The sequence below is a fragment of the Flavobacterium sp. CYK-55 genome, from assembly GCF_018413465.1.
Lineage (GTDB): Bacteria > Bacteroidota > Bacteroidia > Flavobacteriales > Flavobacteriaceae > Flavobacterium.
In genome coordinates, this window is sequence record NZ_JAHCDK010000001.1 from 303,385 (window position 1) to 316,818 (window position 13,434).

Below are 13,434 nucleotides of genomic sequence, written 5' to 3' on the forward strand. Positions count from 1 at the left end.
AAAAGCGAAAGACAAAAAAATTTACCTTTAAAAATAGGCCGAATAAATGCCCTTAAAATAATCTTTTACAGCTATTTGGATTTAAAATAAAATAGTGTACTTTTGCAACCCCTTTATTGGGGATGGAATGTTTAATTTAAATTATTTATTGTGGACGCATTAAGTTACAAGACAATTTCAGCAAACAAAGCCACTGTTACTAAAGAGTGGGTTGTTGTTGATGCTGAGGGTCATAATTTAGGTCGTCTTGCTTCAAAAGTCGCAATGATTTTGAGAGGTAAGTATAAGCCAAGTTATACCCCACACGTAGACTGCGGCGATAACGTAATTGTTATCAACTCAGAAAAAATTAACCTTACTGGTGCCAAAATGGATGACAAAATTTATATGCGTCATACCGGTTACCCAGGTGGTCAAAGAACCCTTACTGCCAAAGTATTACAGGCCAAAAACCCTGCAATGTTGGTAGAAAAAGCTGTAAAAGGAATGTTGCCTAAAAACAAATTGGGCGCACAACTTTTCAGAAACCTAAATGTTGTAGTAGGCACAGAGCACAATCACGCAGCTCAAAAACCTAAAACTATTAACCTTAACGATCTTAAGTAATGGGAGTAATTCACAAAATCGGTAGAAGAAAAACCGCCGTTGCACGTGTTTATGTTTCAGAAGGAACAGGAAAAATCACGGTAAACAAAAAAGAGTTCGCTACTTATTTCCCGACTGCTACTTTACAGTACAAAGTAATGCAACCGTTGCAAATGACGGACAACGCAACCAACTTTGACGTAAAAGTAAACGTATACGGAGGTGGTACAACCGGTCAAGCAGAAGCTGTTCGTATGGCCTTGTCACGCGCAATGTGCGAAGCTGGCGAAGGAAACAGAGCTATCTTAAAACCAGAAGGTCTATTGACTAGAGATCCAAGAATGGTAGAGCGCAAAAAATTCGGTCAGAAAAAAGCGCGTAAAAGATTCCAATTCTCTAAACGTTAATATGGCCGCCTGACAGCATAAGGCTTCAGGCATCAAATTAAAAATTTTAATAACCAGTTATTGTTGCCCCTGAAAAGGGAGATTAGTTTAGCATCTAAATGAAGTCGAAAGCCTTGAAAAACCAAGCGATTTAAGTGACTCATTGCTAATTCAACAGAACGTAAACTAGTACTAAAATGTCAAAAGTAGATGTAAAAGAATTACTGGAAGCAGGTGTTCACTTCGGACACATGACCAGAAAATGGGATCCAAACATGGCCCCTTATATTTATATGGAGCGTAATGGTATCCACATTATCAATCTATATAAAACAGCTGCTAAAATTGAAGAAGCTAACGAAGCTTTGAAAAAAATTGCAGCCTCAGGTAGAAAAATCTTATTCGTAGCTACCAAAAAACAAGCAAAAGACATCGTTGCCGAAAAAGCAAAAGCAGCCAACATGCCATACATCACTGAAAGATGGCCGGGCGGTATGCTTACTAACTTTGTTACCATTCGCAAAGCCGTGAAAAAAATGGCTGCGATTGACAAAATGAAGAAAGATGGCACCTTTGCAACCCTTTCTAAAAAAGAGCGTTTGCAAGTAGATCGTCTTCGTGCTAAACTTGAGAAAAACTTAGGATCAATCGCCGATATGTCAAGAATTCCGGCGGCTTTGTTCGTAGTAGATATAAAAGCTGAGCACATCGCAGTAAAAGAAGCACAAAAATTAAACATTCCAGTTTTCGCTATGGTGGATACGAACTCAGACCCGCGTGAGGTTGATTACGTAATCCCTGCCAACGACGATGCTTCTAAATCAATCGATAAAATCTTAAGCTTGGTAACTGCTGCTGTTATTGATGGTCTTTCAAACAGAACCTCTGATGCAGTTGTAGAAAACGACCAAGATGAAGAAGTTGCTGAAGTAACAGCGGCTGAAGTAGTAGCTGAAGTAGCTGCTCCTGCTGTTGAAGAAGCTCCAAAATCAGAAGAATAATCATTCTTAAATACAAATTTCAAGTTCCGATCGACTCTTCTTGTTTTACAAATGATTCAGACGGAACTTGGAATTTATTTTTTTAATCAACTTAATTTCAAAAAAATATTATGTCAACAATTACTGCTGCAGACGTAAATAAATTGAGAACCGTTACCGGTGCTGGTATGATGGATTGTAAAAAAGCTTTGGTAGAAGCCGAAGGCGATTTTGACAAAGCCATTGAAATCCTTCGTAAAAAAGGACAAAAAGTAGCTGCTAACCGTTCTGACAGAGAATCTACAGAAGGTGCTGCTATTGCTGCTGTAAACGCAAGCAAAACTGCTGGTGCTGTGATTACTTTGAACTGCGAAACTGATTTCGTAGGTAAAAACGAAGGATTCGTAAAACTGGCTACTGACTTAGCTGAATTGGCTTTGAACCACGCTACCAAAGATTCATTATTGGCTGCTGATTACAACGGAATCACCGTAGCTGAGAAATTGATCGAGCAAACCGGAGTAATCGGAGAAAAAATCGAAATCGGTTCATTCGAAAGATTAGAAGGTGCATTTGTAGGTTCATACATCCACGCCGGAAACAAAATTGCTGTTTTAACTGCACTTTCTGCTAACGTAGCCGGTGCTGACGAAGCTGCTAAAAACGTTTCTATGCAAGCTGCTGCTATGAACCCAATTGCTTTAGATGAGGCTGGCGTTGATGCTTCAATCATCGAGAAAGAAATTGAAATCGCTAAAGATCAATTGCGCGCTGAAGGAAAACCAGAAGCTATGTTAGACAACATCGCCAAAGGTAAAATCCAACGTTTCTACAAAGACAACACTTTGGTAAACCAAGATTACATCAAAGATGGTTCTATGAGCGTTGCTGGGTATATCAAAACGGTTGATTCAGGTTTGACTGTTACCGGATTCAAAAGAGTTGCTTTGGGTTAATCTCAAACTTCCGCATAAAAAAGGGCTGTTTCGTTTTGAGACAGCCTTTTTTGTTTTTTGGGCGTTCCGGCTTGCTGCGCGCCGTCGCGTTTTCGGCTGCACGCGGTGCTTGCCTCAACCGCTAACGCGGGCTCGCGAATTGCCAGAGTATATCTCTTCAATTGAAAGATTCAACCAGCCACCCGCTAAAACAAATAACCGATTGAAAACTGAAACACACTATTTCGGTCTATTTCATCAGAACCTTTGTCTTTTATATTGGCTGCCGTAATGCCCAAATTATATCGTGCCGAGCAGAAAAATTGTTGGTTGATTTTATAAGCAAGCCCCAGGTTTGCGCCAAATTCAACCGTGCGGCTTTCATTTTTTAAATCTATGGTTCCTTCGTCTATATATGGATTCGTAGGGTCAAACTTATCAACCCCGGTAACATCTACTTTGGCTTTGTGGCTCAACAAAAAACTCAACTGAGGGCCGGCTTCAAGACTCAAGTTTTTGATAGGGTAATAAACAAACATCACCGGAAGTGCCAAGTAATTGATGTTGCCTACCTTGCTGTATTTAGCCGCTCCTGTTCTTTCTTCATAATTGTATCCTTGATTTGAGAACATCAATTCAGGTTGCATCAAAAAATCTTTGCTCAGCGAAACCTGCATCATTCCCCCGATATGAAAACCCGCTTTATAGCTCAAATCGCCTTTAAGACGAACGCCGCTTACCCTTAAGGATGAAATATTCAAACCGGCTTTAAGCCCAAAACGCGTTTTACGAACTGTTTTATCTTGCGCATGCACAAACAAACTAAAACACAATAGGGCGCATAATGTAATTTTCTTCATGGTATTTGGTTTTGGGTTAAATAAAGAAATACATGGAAAGTCTTATAATCAATTTTATAGTTTATTTGATTTTTAAATCAGTTTTTAGCAAACTGTTCACGTTTTTAAAACAAATAACCTATTGAAAATTGAAAAACTTTATTTCTGACTTCGATATTTGGATTCGTTGAATTAGGAACTCGTTCATTGAGCATCGTCAATCCAAAGTTATAACGCCCTGAGACCAATAATTTAGAGGTGATTTTATAGCTTAGACCGATGTTTAAACCCATTTCAATACTTTTGGTTTCGTCTTTATTATCTACGGTTTCAGAACCACTGATCAAATTTCCGCTGACAGCATCCACAAAAGAATAATCAATTACTGATTTGCTGCTGAGTAAAAAACTGACTTGTGGGCCAAAATCTATGTTCAATTTTTTAACTGGTTCAACAGAAAACATCAAAGGAATGGCCAAATAATTAATGTTGGCCTTTTCGTTGATCTTTGCATTGAGGTTGGTTCCCGAGAATTTATAACCTTGGTTTGAGTATAGAATTTCCGGGCGAAAATAAAACTTGTTGGCCATAAGTTGAATGTCAAAAAACAGCCCTGCATGAAAACCCGTTTTGGGTGTTATCTCACCGGAAATATTTTCATTTTTTACCCCAACACTCGCCACGTTTAAACCGCCTTTGATGCCGAAACGTGTTTTGGGAACCACTTTATCTTGCGCATGCACAAACAAACTAAAACACAATAGGGCGCATAATAATGTAAATTTTTTCATGGTATTAGTCTTTGGGTTAAATATAGAAATACTCTTTAATAGGAACTAAAAACAGTAGGCAAAAAGGTTAACTCCCCGCTACCGCGCGAATCCCTTCGCGTGGTACTACAATTTAAAATACTGAAAAACACAAACACCATCTAGCATCCCCTTTTCACCAGCATAATCTGATGCACTGCTATATTTGTAATCTTCTGGTCTAAACACAATACCTTCTGCAACAGGATTGTTGTGTATATAATCTATTTTTTGTTGAATTACTGCACTACTCCATAATTCAATAGGCTTGTTGTCATGTCGCCAAAATTGGAAATTTGTTGTGTTTGAACTTTTGGCAGCTTCCTTTTTAAAAAAATCTAACATAAACACTTTTCTACTTTCTCTAGGGTTGTCTTGTATGGCTTTAATAATACTTCGGCTTGTAAATCTTTTAAAATCTCCTAATAAAAGCTCTGGTTTTTGATTTTCTATACTCCTGAAAATTAAATGTACATGATTTGTCATAATGCACCAAGCGTGAATTTCCATTCCCTTGTATTTCTGACAAAATTCTATGCTTTCTAAAACTAAATCCTTGTACTCATTTCTTGTAAAAACATCTAACCAGCCTACCACAGCAAAACTTATAAAATACAACCCTTCTGGATTGTGAAATTTATAATTTCTACTCATAAATTGTTCTTTTTATTAAAATAGTAGAAACTATTATTGTTATCAATAACCACGCGAAAGGATTCGCGCGGTAGCGGGGGGGAGATGCTCGCGCTATCGTAATCGAGAAATCTGCGCTATGGTATAGTTTAGAAAACATAAAAGAAAAAAACTATTCGCTTTTTTCATTGGGGTAAAACCCTAATTTTTGAGAGGATTTTCCCTAATTCAAAACTTGCCTCTTTCATAAAATATGTGCTGTAGATTTTCTGTACATTTTCTTAAAATTATAGTTCAGAACTGTTATTGGGTTTAAAACAATGCCGTTGATGTGTTCTATTTTTTTGTGGTAAAATCTCTTTTAAAAAAAAATTTTGCTGTGATTAAAAATGCCACAAAAACTAAAACATGATGAAAACAAACAATTCACTCAGAAGTTTATTGGGAATTACCCAACAAGATATGTCTTTACTATTGCAAGTAAATCGAAGCCAATGGTCAATGTTTGAGCTGGGCAAACGCGATTTATCTTTACCGGCCAAAAAGCTTTTGGCAGAATTACTCACCCATATTCAGTTGGCTCCAACAAGCCATAAAGAACATTCAAATTGGGTAAATGATGCGCTGAAAAAAGAACTTGAACACAAACTCAGTGAGAATCAATTTCACCAATTGTGCATCGCAAAAAAAATAGCTGCCGCTGAAAAAAAACACAAAACCCAACTCAGAACCTGGCAATTAAAAGAATTTATCGAGACGCAAAAACAAAAAAACAACAGCATTACAGCTCAAGGGTTAAAATCTATGGCTTTAAAAACAGAAACAGCTCAGCCAACCCAAAGTTTAATTTTATTAAAACGGCTTGAGTTCAAACAAGAACGCTTGGCCTCAGAACAGTTGCTGTTAGAGCAACAACTCAAAAAAATAATGCCCCATAAAGATTAGTTTTTGACCACATCCCTGTTCAAGAAAACAACATCAAACCCGATAGCGCAAATTGGCCATGCGTGCTATCGGGTTTTTTGATGGCACACGCCCGGCCTTACTTCACCCAACGCCTGGCGCCGCGCTGTTCGCAGTACACGGTACTTTGCTTCCATCGCTTGTGCAATGGGTTTCCAAAAAAAACTATCTTTGAAAAAAGCAATCAGTATGTTCCAATCCAAAAAAGACACGGTATATGTGGTACTCGCCGGCATTTTTATTACCAATGCCGTAGTAGCTGAACTCATTGGCGGAAAACTCATTCACATAGGCAGCGCCGTGATGAGTTTGGGTATTTTGCCTTGGCCAATCGTATTCTTAACCACTGATCTCATCAATGAATACTTTGGGCAAAAAGGCGTGCGCAAACTCTCGCTCATTACCGCCGGGCTCATCGCTTACACTTTTGTTTTGCTGTATCTCGGGCTCAAAATCCCGGCCGTCAAAGGCGATGGTTTGGTTACCGATGAGCAATTCACCGCAGTCTTTGGGCAAAGCATGCTTATTATTGTGGGCAGCATCACCGCCTTTTTGGTTTCACAGCTTATTGACGTAACCATCTTTCACTTTTTTAAAAACAAAACCGGCCATAAAATGATTTGGTTGCGCAGTACAGGCTCAACAGTGATTTCTCAGCTTTTCGATAGTTTCATTGTGTTGGGCATTGCGTTTTGGTTGCCCGGAAAAATGGATAACCAAACTTTTATCCTATCAGCTTTTACCGGTTATAGCGTAAAACTGGGCATAGCCATATTGCTTACGCCTCTTATTTATGTAGGCCATTCACTCATAGAAAAATACATTCATGCAAAATAAAACACGTTGCGCTTGGTGCGAAAAAGACGATCTCTACCGAAATTACCACGACCATGAATGGGGCAATCCGGTTCATGATGACCACAAAATGTTTGAGTTTTTAATTCTTGAAACTTTTCAAGCCGGTCTGAGTTGGTATACCATTTTGGCCAAGCGTGAAAATTTCAGAAAGGCTTTTGACCATTTTGACTTTGAAAAAGTAAGCCAATTTTCTGAAGATAAAATCCAAACCTTGATGCTCGATGCCGGCATTATCAGAAACCAGCTTAAAATTCGCGCAGCGGTCAGCAATGCGCAAGCGTATATTAAAGTGCGCGAAGAATTCGGGAGTTTTTGCACCTATATTTGGAACTTCATCGGCGGTAAACCCATCGATCATCAACCCAAAGCTTTAAAAGATATTCCCGCCTCGACACCGCTCTCTGATGCACTGAGTAAAGATTTAAAAAAACGCGGTTTTAAGTTTGTGGGCACCACCGTAGTTTATGCGCACATGCAAGCCACCGGCATGGTCAATGACCATATAGCCGATTGCTGGAAGCGAAATTCTTAAACCGATTTTAGGATTTTTAAAAAGGTATCCCGCGAGATTTCAAAAGCACCTAATTGTTCTAAATAATCATTGTGCAATTGGCAATCAAGCAGTCGGTATTGATTTTCATTCAGGTATTTGACCAAACCCACAAAGGCAATTTTACTGGCGTTCGAAACTTTTGAAAACATGCTTTCGCCACAAAAAACATGGCCCAAATCAACGCCGTATAAACCGCCCACCAATTCGTTGTTTTGCCAAACCTCAACCGATTGCGCAAAACCTTGCTTGTGAAGTTGAATGTATGATGCAACAATATCATCGGTAATCCACGTGTCATCTTGACCGGCTCGTTTAATTTGCTGGCAATTTTTAATCACCGATTCAAAGTCTTGATTAAAGGTGATTTGAAATTTATTTTGATTGAGTAAGTTTCGAATGCTTTTGGGCACTTTATACCACTGAGGAACCACGACCATTCGCTCAGGTGGAGACCACCACAAAATGGGCTCATCTTGCTGAAACCACGGAAAAATTCCGTTGCGATAAGCCAACAGCAAACGCTCGGTTGACAAATCGCCGCCAATAGCCAATAAGCCGTCATATGAAGCTTCTTCGGCTGGCGGAAAAAACAAATCCTGGGTCAAAAAAAACATGGCAGGTTATTATAGAGCGAAAATAAAAAATCCCAAAAGTTTCTGAAACATTTGGGATGGTGTTTTGTACGTTTTACGATTAAAACGGTAAATCGTCGTGCTCTTCTTCGGTAAACGTCGGAGCCGGTTCAAAAGCCTGAGCCGCGGGCATTGGCGGAGCTTGTTGCGGCATTTCGGCTTGCAATCGTTCAATTCTCCAACCTTGAATTGAATTAAAATATTTGGTTTCACCTTGTGGATTCACCCATTCGCGACCGCGTAAATTGATTGATACTTTTACCGCATCGCCTGCTTTATAGCTGTTGAGCAAATCGCATTTGTCTTGCGTAAACTCAACCATAATGTGCTGCGGATATTGTTCTTCAGTAGTTACGACCAATTCTCTTTTTCTGAAACTGGCACTCACCTGCTGCTCTGCATTGATCACTCTGATTTTTCCTGAAACTTCCATCTTCTCTGTAATTTAATTGTTGTTATAAAACTGCGGCGGCCAGAAGTATCTTCCAGGCTGATTCCGCATCTTGTTGTTGTAAATATTCTTTGGCTTTGGCAAAAACCTTTGGCGCATCATCGGCACTTAATATGCTTTTGACTTCAAAATTTTGCTGCACAAAAAGAGCCACTTCATCGGCCGTTGGCAAGGCTTCAACATTGCCCAACATGCCCAGATCATTTCCGTCAAAAATAGGGTTTAATTTGATTGGTGTGGGTATATTATCTACCCCAATTCCTAAAGTTACCAAAGGTTTAGGCACTTCAAAAAGTGCGGCATTTGAACGCGAATACCAATTACTGCCCAAACGCGCCACCAAATCAATTTTGTGTTGGTCAATGACCCCGTTAGTGTCTAAAACACGTTCGTCAATGTGTAGTTTGAGTACTTCGCAAATCACCAAGTTTCCGGCACCTCCTTGATCGCCCATCGGAATAATCTGATTGACTTTGCATTCAAATTGAACCGGCGATTCTGATACGCGAAAAGGCTTCACCAAATCAGAAGCTACCGCAGTAAATCCGGCTTTGACAAATTCATTGACGCCATCGGCATATTCAGTACTCGAAAGCGAAGTTTGCTGCACCATAGCGTAACTCACCACATTAATCACCACTTCACCGGTAGCCTGAACGTTGGTCAAGGTATGTTTGACAGAATTGTCCCGCACGCGCCGTGCCGGTGAAAAAATCAAAATCGGCGGATTAGAACTAAACACGTTAAAAAAACTAAAGGGCGACAAATTGGGTTCGCCATCAGGGCTCATCGTACTGGCCAAAGCAATCGGGCGCGGAGCCACGGCACTTTGTAAATAACCTTGTAAACGCGTCGGTGAAAGTTCTTTGGGTTCTAGGCTAAGCATGCGTTAATTGTGAATTTGGAGCAAAAATAACAAATCGATTCATGCAAGATTCGGAGCTGTTGAAAAGAAGGCTCTTTGTTGAAAAAATGTTTTTAATTATCAATCGCAGAATATTTTTAAGACAACCCACAGCCAAAATTATTTATCAACAATTGCTACAACTACAACGTTTTAGTTGTGTTTATAAGTGAAATTTTAAGAGAACCTCTGTGAAATAACAAAAAATGTAAGACTTTAATTAATAACTTCATAATCGTAAAACTCTATTTTAAAACCTAACTCTTTTAAATATGAAACAACAATTGACGCAAAAAAATAGGCTTTGGGCGGTCGTTTTTTTGACTCTGTTTACCTTGTCAAATGTATGCGCGCAATCAGCAGCCAATGTAAACGACATCATGTTACAAGCCTTTGGTTGGGACGTTCACACCAAAACTTCAGTGAGTTCAGAAGGTGGACTATACAACTACTTAAAAAACCGAACCAGCGGTTATGCAACGGCAGGTTTTAATGTAATTTGGCTGCCGCCTCCAAGCAAATCAACGGGAGGGGTTGGATACATTCCGACCGAACTCTTCAATTTTAGTCAAACCGTTTATGGGTCAGAGGCACAACTGAGAGCTTTATTGACCGCCATGAACACCAGCACACCCCGCATTCATCCGATGGCAGACGTTGTAGTCAACCACCGAGGCGGAACCACCAATTGGACTGATTTTACCAACCCTACTTGGAATTGTAGCTCAATAACCAGTACCGATGAAGCCAACTACGGGGTTATTACCGGCAACAGACCGTGCGGAACCCCTGACACCGGAGAAGATTTCAACGGCGCCCGTGACTTAGACCATACCAGCTTGCAAGTTCAGAACGGTGTCAAAGAATATTTAACTCGACTTAAAGCTTTGGGTTTTGATAGTTGGCGATGGGATGTGGCCAAAGGGTTCTCTGCCGGTTATTTTGGAGATTATATTAACTCGTCATCACCTTATGCCTCAGTAGGCGAATATTGGGATGGTAATGTAAACGCTTTAAAAGCTTGGATCAACGGAACCGGAAATCGTTCGGCGGCATTTGATTTTGCTTTGTATTACAACGCTTTACAACCGGCCATCAACAACGGAAACTACGCAGCCTTAGCCGGATATCCCGGTTTGGCAGGCCAATATGGTTATGCCGACAAGGCTGTTACTTTTATTGACAACCACGATACCTTTGTAAAACCCGGAAGCTTTGTGACTTCTGACAACATCATGAAAGGCTATGCCTATATTTTGACACATCCGGGCATTCCGTGTGTATTTTTTCCGCATTATTACGGTGGAACCTACAGCAAAGATGGTGTTACCGTAAACTATACCGCCAATCAAACAGCCATTGACAAACTTATGGCGATTAGAAAAAACAATGGTTTGAACGCCTACAGTTCGGTGGTGGTAAGCAATTCCGGCTCGTTTTATTCAGCCACAATTGACAATAAAGTAGTCGTAAAAATTGGCCCGGGATTGTGGAATCCGGGAACAGGTTGGGTTTTAAAAACCTCCGGAACTGATTATGCCGTTTGGGAGCGACAAGTTGTAGTTGATGTACCCAGCTTAACTATTTCACCGGCTGGCGGTAGTTTTGTTTCAGGAACTACAGTAAATGCCGTACTCACAGCCAACAACAGTACTTCAACCATTTTTTATACTACTGATGGATCAACACCAACCACAGCTTCTGCATCAGCTATCGGAACCAAAACTTTGGCCATCACCAGCACCACTACTTTAAAAGCTTTTGTTAGAAATACAGCCGGAACCAGCTCGGCCGTATCCACACAAACGTATACTTTTACCCCTGCACCAACTTTTACTGTATATTTCAAAAAACCAAGCAATTGGGGGTCTGCCATTAAAATTTATTATTGGAACCTCACCGGAACCGCCACAGCCGTAACTTGGCCGGGGGTTGCAATGACACTTGATTGTGGCAGTTGGTATAAATTTACATTCCCTTCAACGGTAAGTGCTGCAAATTTAATTTTCAACGACGGTAGCCTGCAAACCGCTGATTTAACAGCCACAGCCGGAAGCCGTTTTTATGACAATGGATGGCTGGCTTCGGAACCCGCCAACAGATGCCCAAGTTCAATGACCGTTTATTTCAAACCGCCATCAACTTGGACAGTTACACCAAAAATCTATTATTGGAATGCCTTACCTACCGGAAGTGCTCCAGCCGTAACTTGGCCGGGATTGACCATGACCCCCGATGTAAATGGCTTTTACAAATACACCTTAACCGGCGCAACCTCAATCAACATTGTATTCAACAACGGAAGCAGCGGCTCAGGTAATCAAACTGCTGACTTGCTCAATAAAACCAATGGATTCTCATACACCTGGGGTGCTGCTGTGCGAATGAGTGATGACCCTATTCAAAACAACCTTACTACTTATCCGAATCCGGTGGTGGATGTCTTGCAGATCAATTCAGACGCTAAAGTTTTACAATATCAATTGATTTCAATTCAAGGAGCAATTCTTAATGAAGGCATTCCTAACCAAAACAGTATTGATTTGGGTCAAGTTTCGTCTGGCGTTTATTTCTTACAACTAACCGACGAAAACGGACAAACCAAAATGAAGCGCATTGTAAAAAAATAAATCGTTGTCTCAATTTCCTGAAGGCCTGAATTAAGTATAGTTCAGGCCTTTTTTATTGATTTTATTTTATCAAGTCAACCGAATAATTTATTTATATTTATTCCCACAAATCAAAACCATGGAGTTTTCAAACCAAAAAAACATTACCCGTTGGACGCTTATTGCAGCATCGTTTGTAATTGTTTTACTGATTTTGTGGAATACTTATACTTTTTTTCAAATCTTCAAAAATGAAGAACGCGTCAAGATGGAGCATTGGGCCGAGGCGCAAAAAACACTTAAAAACGCCGATGTTGATACAGACATTGAGCTTCCGCTGAAAATTATTCAAAATGCCAATATTCCGATTATCTTAACTGAGCGAGATTCCATCATCAACACCACCAACATTGATGAAGAAATTGTCAAAAACCCAAACCAACTCAAGACTTTGTGGTTGCAACTCAAAAACCAAAACGAACCCATTAGCATTGAGTATGTTCCGGGAAAATTCCAGTATTTATATTATGGCGATTCATCACTTTTGAACAAACTCAAATACTATCCGGTAGCATTACTCTTAATCATTGTATTGTTTGCAGCTCTGGTCTATAATTTTTACATGAGTACCAAAATCGCTACCCAAAACAAGCTCTGGGCGGGTATGGCCAAAGAGACGGCGCATCAAATAGGCACACCGCTTTCATCATTAATCGGATGGCTAGAAATCATGAAAGCCGATCAGGTTGATCCGGTTACCGTTTCTGAAATTGAGAAAGATATCGTACGACTGCAAACCATCACAGACCGATTCTCAAAAATTGGCTCAGAGCCAATATTAGAAACACGTGACATTGTTGAAGAAACGCGTCAATCCTATGACTACTTACAGTCGCGCTTTTCAAATCAAATCAATTTTAGTTTTAAAGCGCCCAAAAAACAACTGCTGGTTTCACTCAACCCAACTTTGCACAGTTGGACCATTGAAAATTTGGTCAAAAATGCCATTGACGCCATGAAAGGAAAAGGCAAGTTAGCGGTTCACATTGAATCTGATGGCAAGTGGGTCAAAATTAAAGTTACCGACACCGGAAAAGGCATTCCGAAAAATCAATTCAAAAGTGTTTTTGAACCCGGATTCACCACTAAAAAACGTGGCTGGGGTTTGGGTTTGTCACTCACCAAACGCATTGTTGAAGAATACCACAAAGGCAAAATAAAAGTACTACAATCAGAAGTTGGCAAAGGCACGACGATGCAAATTACTTTTGAAACCACATCCTAAAAAAAATCACCT

15 protein-coding genes are annotated in these 13,434 nt (G+C 40.0%); 9 read left to right on the forward strand and 6 right to left on the reverse strand.

Annotated features, from left to right (window positions below):
• Positions 1-150: 150 nt before the first annotated feature.
• From rplM to tsf, 4 genes are all read left to right on the forward strand, one after another.
• Entirely contained in the window at positions 151-606 is a 456-nt protein-coding gene (gene rplM / locus KIH23_RS01335; protein ID WP_213210851.1) for a 50S ribosomal protein L13, read from the forward strand.
• Positions 606-992 (forward strand): 30S ribosomal protein S9, encoded by a 387-nt coding sequence (gene rpsI, locus KIH23_RS01340; RefSeq protein WP_213210852.1) that lies wholly within the window; start codon positions 606-608, stop codon positions 990-992. The genes rplM and rpsI overlap by 1 nt, the downstream gene beginning before the upstream one ends.
• Positions 993-1,168: 176 nt before the next feature.
• Complete coding sequence (rpsB, locus tag KIH23_RS01345; RefSeq protein WP_213210853.1) at positions 1,169-1,972, forward strand: 30S ribosomal protein S2; 804 nt, start codon at positions 1,169-1,171, stop codon at positions 1,970-1,972.
• Between the two features lie 110 nt (positions 1,973-2,082).
• Positions 2,083-2,907, forward strand: a complete 825-nt coding sequence (tsf, locus tag KIH23_RS01350) for a translation elongation factor Ts (protein ID WP_213210854.1) — start codon at positions 2,083-2,085, stop codon at positions 2,905-2,907.
• 185 nt (positions 2,908-3,092) lie between these two features.
• Here tsf and KIH23_RS01355 read toward each other — a convergent pair whose 3' ends face one another.
• From KIH23_RS01355 to KIH23_RS01365, 3 genes are all read right to left on the reverse strand, one after another.
• Positions 3,093-3,746 (reverse strand): porin family protein, encoded by a 654-nt coding sequence (locus KIH23_RS01355; protein ID WP_213210855.1) that lies wholly within the window; start codon positions 3,744-3,746, stop codon positions 3,093-3,095.
• A gap of 104 nt (positions 3,747-3,850) precedes the next feature.
• Positions 3,851-4,516, reverse strand: coding sequence for a porin family protein (locus tag KIH23_RS01360; protein WP_213210856.1), 666 nt, complete (start codon positions 4,514-4,516; stop codon positions 3,851-3,853).
• A 105-nt stretch (positions 4,517-4,621) separates the two neighbouring features.
• Positions 4,622-5,188: an REP-associated tyrosine transposase gene (locus tag KIH23_RS01365; protein WP_213210857.1), complete on the reverse strand. Its 567-nt coding sequence runs from the start codon at positions 5,186-5,188 to the stop codon at positions 4,622-4,624.
• 387 nt (positions 5,189-5,575) lie between these two features.
• On the opposite strand from KIH23_RS01365, the gene KIH23_RS01370 reads away from it, so the two are divergent.
• The 3 genes from KIH23_RS01370 to KIH23_RS01380 all read left to right on the forward strand — a co-directional run bounded on the left by KIH23_RS01370 (position 5,576) and on the right by KIH23_RS01380 (position 7,520).
• Positions 5,576-6,112 (forward strand): helix-turn-helix domain-containing protein, encoded by a 537-nt coding sequence (locus KIH23_RS01370; RefSeq protein WP_213210858.1) that lies wholly within the window; start codon positions 5,576-5,578, stop codon positions 6,110-6,112.
• Between the two features lie 207 nt (positions 6,113-6,319).
• Positions 6,320-6,967, forward strand: a complete 648-nt coding sequence (locus KIH23_RS01375) for a queuosine precursor transporter (RefSeq protein ID WP_213211103.1) — start codon at positions 6,320-6,322, stop codon at positions 6,965-6,967.
• Entirely contained in the window at positions 6,957-7,520 is a 564-nt protein-coding gene (locus KIH23_RS01380; RefSeq protein ID WP_213210859.1) for a DNA-3-methyladenine glycosylase I, read from the forward strand. The genes KIH23_RS01375 and KIH23_RS01380 overlap by 11 nt, the downstream gene beginning before the upstream one ends.
• On the opposite strand, the gene aat is transcribed toward KIH23_RS01380, so the two are convergent.
• The 3 genes from aat to KIH23_RS01395 all read right to left on the reverse strand — a co-directional run bounded on the left by aat (position 7,517) and on the right by KIH23_RS01395 (position 9,510).
• Positions 7,517-8,155: a leucyl/phenylalanyl-tRNA--protein transferase gene (gene aat, locus KIH23_RS01385; RefSeq protein WP_213210860.1), complete on the reverse strand. Its 639-nt coding sequence runs from the start codon at positions 8,153-8,155 to the stop codon at positions 7,517-7,519. The genes KIH23_RS01380 and aat overlap by 4 nt on opposite strands.
• A 79-nt stretch (positions 8,156-8,234) precedes the next feature.
• Positions 8,235-8,606, reverse strand: a complete 372-nt coding sequence (locus tag KIH23_RS01390) for a DUF3127 domain-containing protein (protein ID WP_213210861.1) — start codon at positions 8,604-8,606, stop codon at positions 8,235-8,237.
• 22 nt (positions 8,607-8,628) lie between these two features.
• On the reverse strand, positions 8,629-9,510 hold the full coding sequence (locus KIH23_RS01395) for a flavin reductase family protein (protein ID WP_213210862.1): 882 nt from the start codon (positions 9,508-9,510) through the stop codon (positions 8,629-8,631).
• A gap of 290 nt (positions 9,511-9,800) precedes the next feature.
• On the opposite strand from KIH23_RS01395, the gene KIH23_RS01400 reads away from it, so the two are divergent.
• Together KIH23_RS01400 and KIH23_RS01405 are read left to right on the forward strand one after the other, a co-directional pair.
• Complete coding sequence (locus KIH23_RS01400; RefSeq protein ID WP_213210863.1) at positions 9,801-12,158, forward strand: starch-binding protein; 2,358 nt, start codon at positions 9,801-9,803, stop codon at positions 12,156-12,158.
• A gap of 118 nt (positions 12,159-12,276) precedes the next feature.
• Complete coding sequence (locus tag KIH23_RS01405) at positions 12,277-13,422, forward strand: sensor histidine kinase (RefSeq protein ID WP_213210864.1); 1,146 nt, start codon at positions 12,277-12,279, stop codon at positions 13,420-13,422.
• The last annotated feature ends 12 nt before the right edge of the window (positions 13,423-13,434 follow it).

Bases quoted from the DNA above. Each gene is read 5' to 3' on its own strand.
- KIH23_RS01360 (WP_213210856.1), bottom strand. From the start codon at position 4,516: ATGAAAAAATTTACATTATTATGCGCCCTATTGTGTTTTAGTTTGTTT.
- aat (WP_213210860.1), bottom strand. From the start codon at position 8,155: ATGTTTTTTTTGACCCAGGATTTGTTTTTTCCGCCAGCCGAAGAAGCT.
- KIH23_RS01390 (WP_213210861.1), bottom strand. From the start codon at position 8,606: ATGGAAGTTTCAGGAAAAATCAGAGTGATCAATGCAGAGCAGCAGGTG.
- KIH23_RS01400 (WP_213210863.1), top strand. From the start codon at position 9,801: ATGAAACAACAATTGACGCAAAAAAATAGGCTTTGGGCGGTCGTTTTT.
- KIH23_RS01380 (WP_213210859.1), top strand. From the start codon at position 6,957: ATGCAAAATAAAACACGTTGCGCTTGGTGCGAAAAAGACGATCTCTAC.
- KIH23_RS01375 (WP_213211103.1), top strand. From the start codon at position 6,320: ATGTTCCAATCCAAAAAAGACACGGTATATGTGGTACTCGCCGGCATT.
- KIH23_RS01370 (WP_213210858.1), top strand. From the start codon at position 5,576: ATGATGAAAACAAACAATTCACTCAGAAGTTTATTGGGAATTACCCAA.
- rpsB (WP_213210853.1), top strand. From the start codon at position 1,169: ATGTCAAAAGTAGATGTAAAAGAATTACTGGAAGCAGGTGTTCACTTC.
- KIH23_RS01365 (WP_213210857.1), bottom strand. From the start codon at position 5,188: ATGAGTAGAAATTATAAATTTCACAATCCAGAAGGGTTGTATTTTATA.
- KIH23_RS01405 (WP_213210864.1), top strand. From the start codon at position 12,277: ATGGAGTTTTCAAACCAAAAAAACATTACCCGTTGGACGCTTATTGCA.
- KIH23_RS01355 (WP_213210855.1), bottom strand. From the start codon at position 3,746: ATGAAGAAAATTACATTATGCGCCCTATTGTGTTTTAGTTTGTTTGTG.
- rpsI (WP_213210852.1), top strand. From the start codon at position 606: ATGGGAGTAATTCACAAAATCGGTAGAAGAAAAACCGCCGTTGCACGT.
- tsf (WP_213210854.1), top strand. From the start codon at position 2,083: ATGTCAACAATTACTGCTGCAGACGTAAATAAATTGAGAACCGTTACC.
- KIH23_RS01395 (WP_213210862.1), bottom strand. From the start codon at position 9,510: ATGCTTAGCCTAGAACCCAAAGAACTTTCACCGACGCGTTTACAAGGT.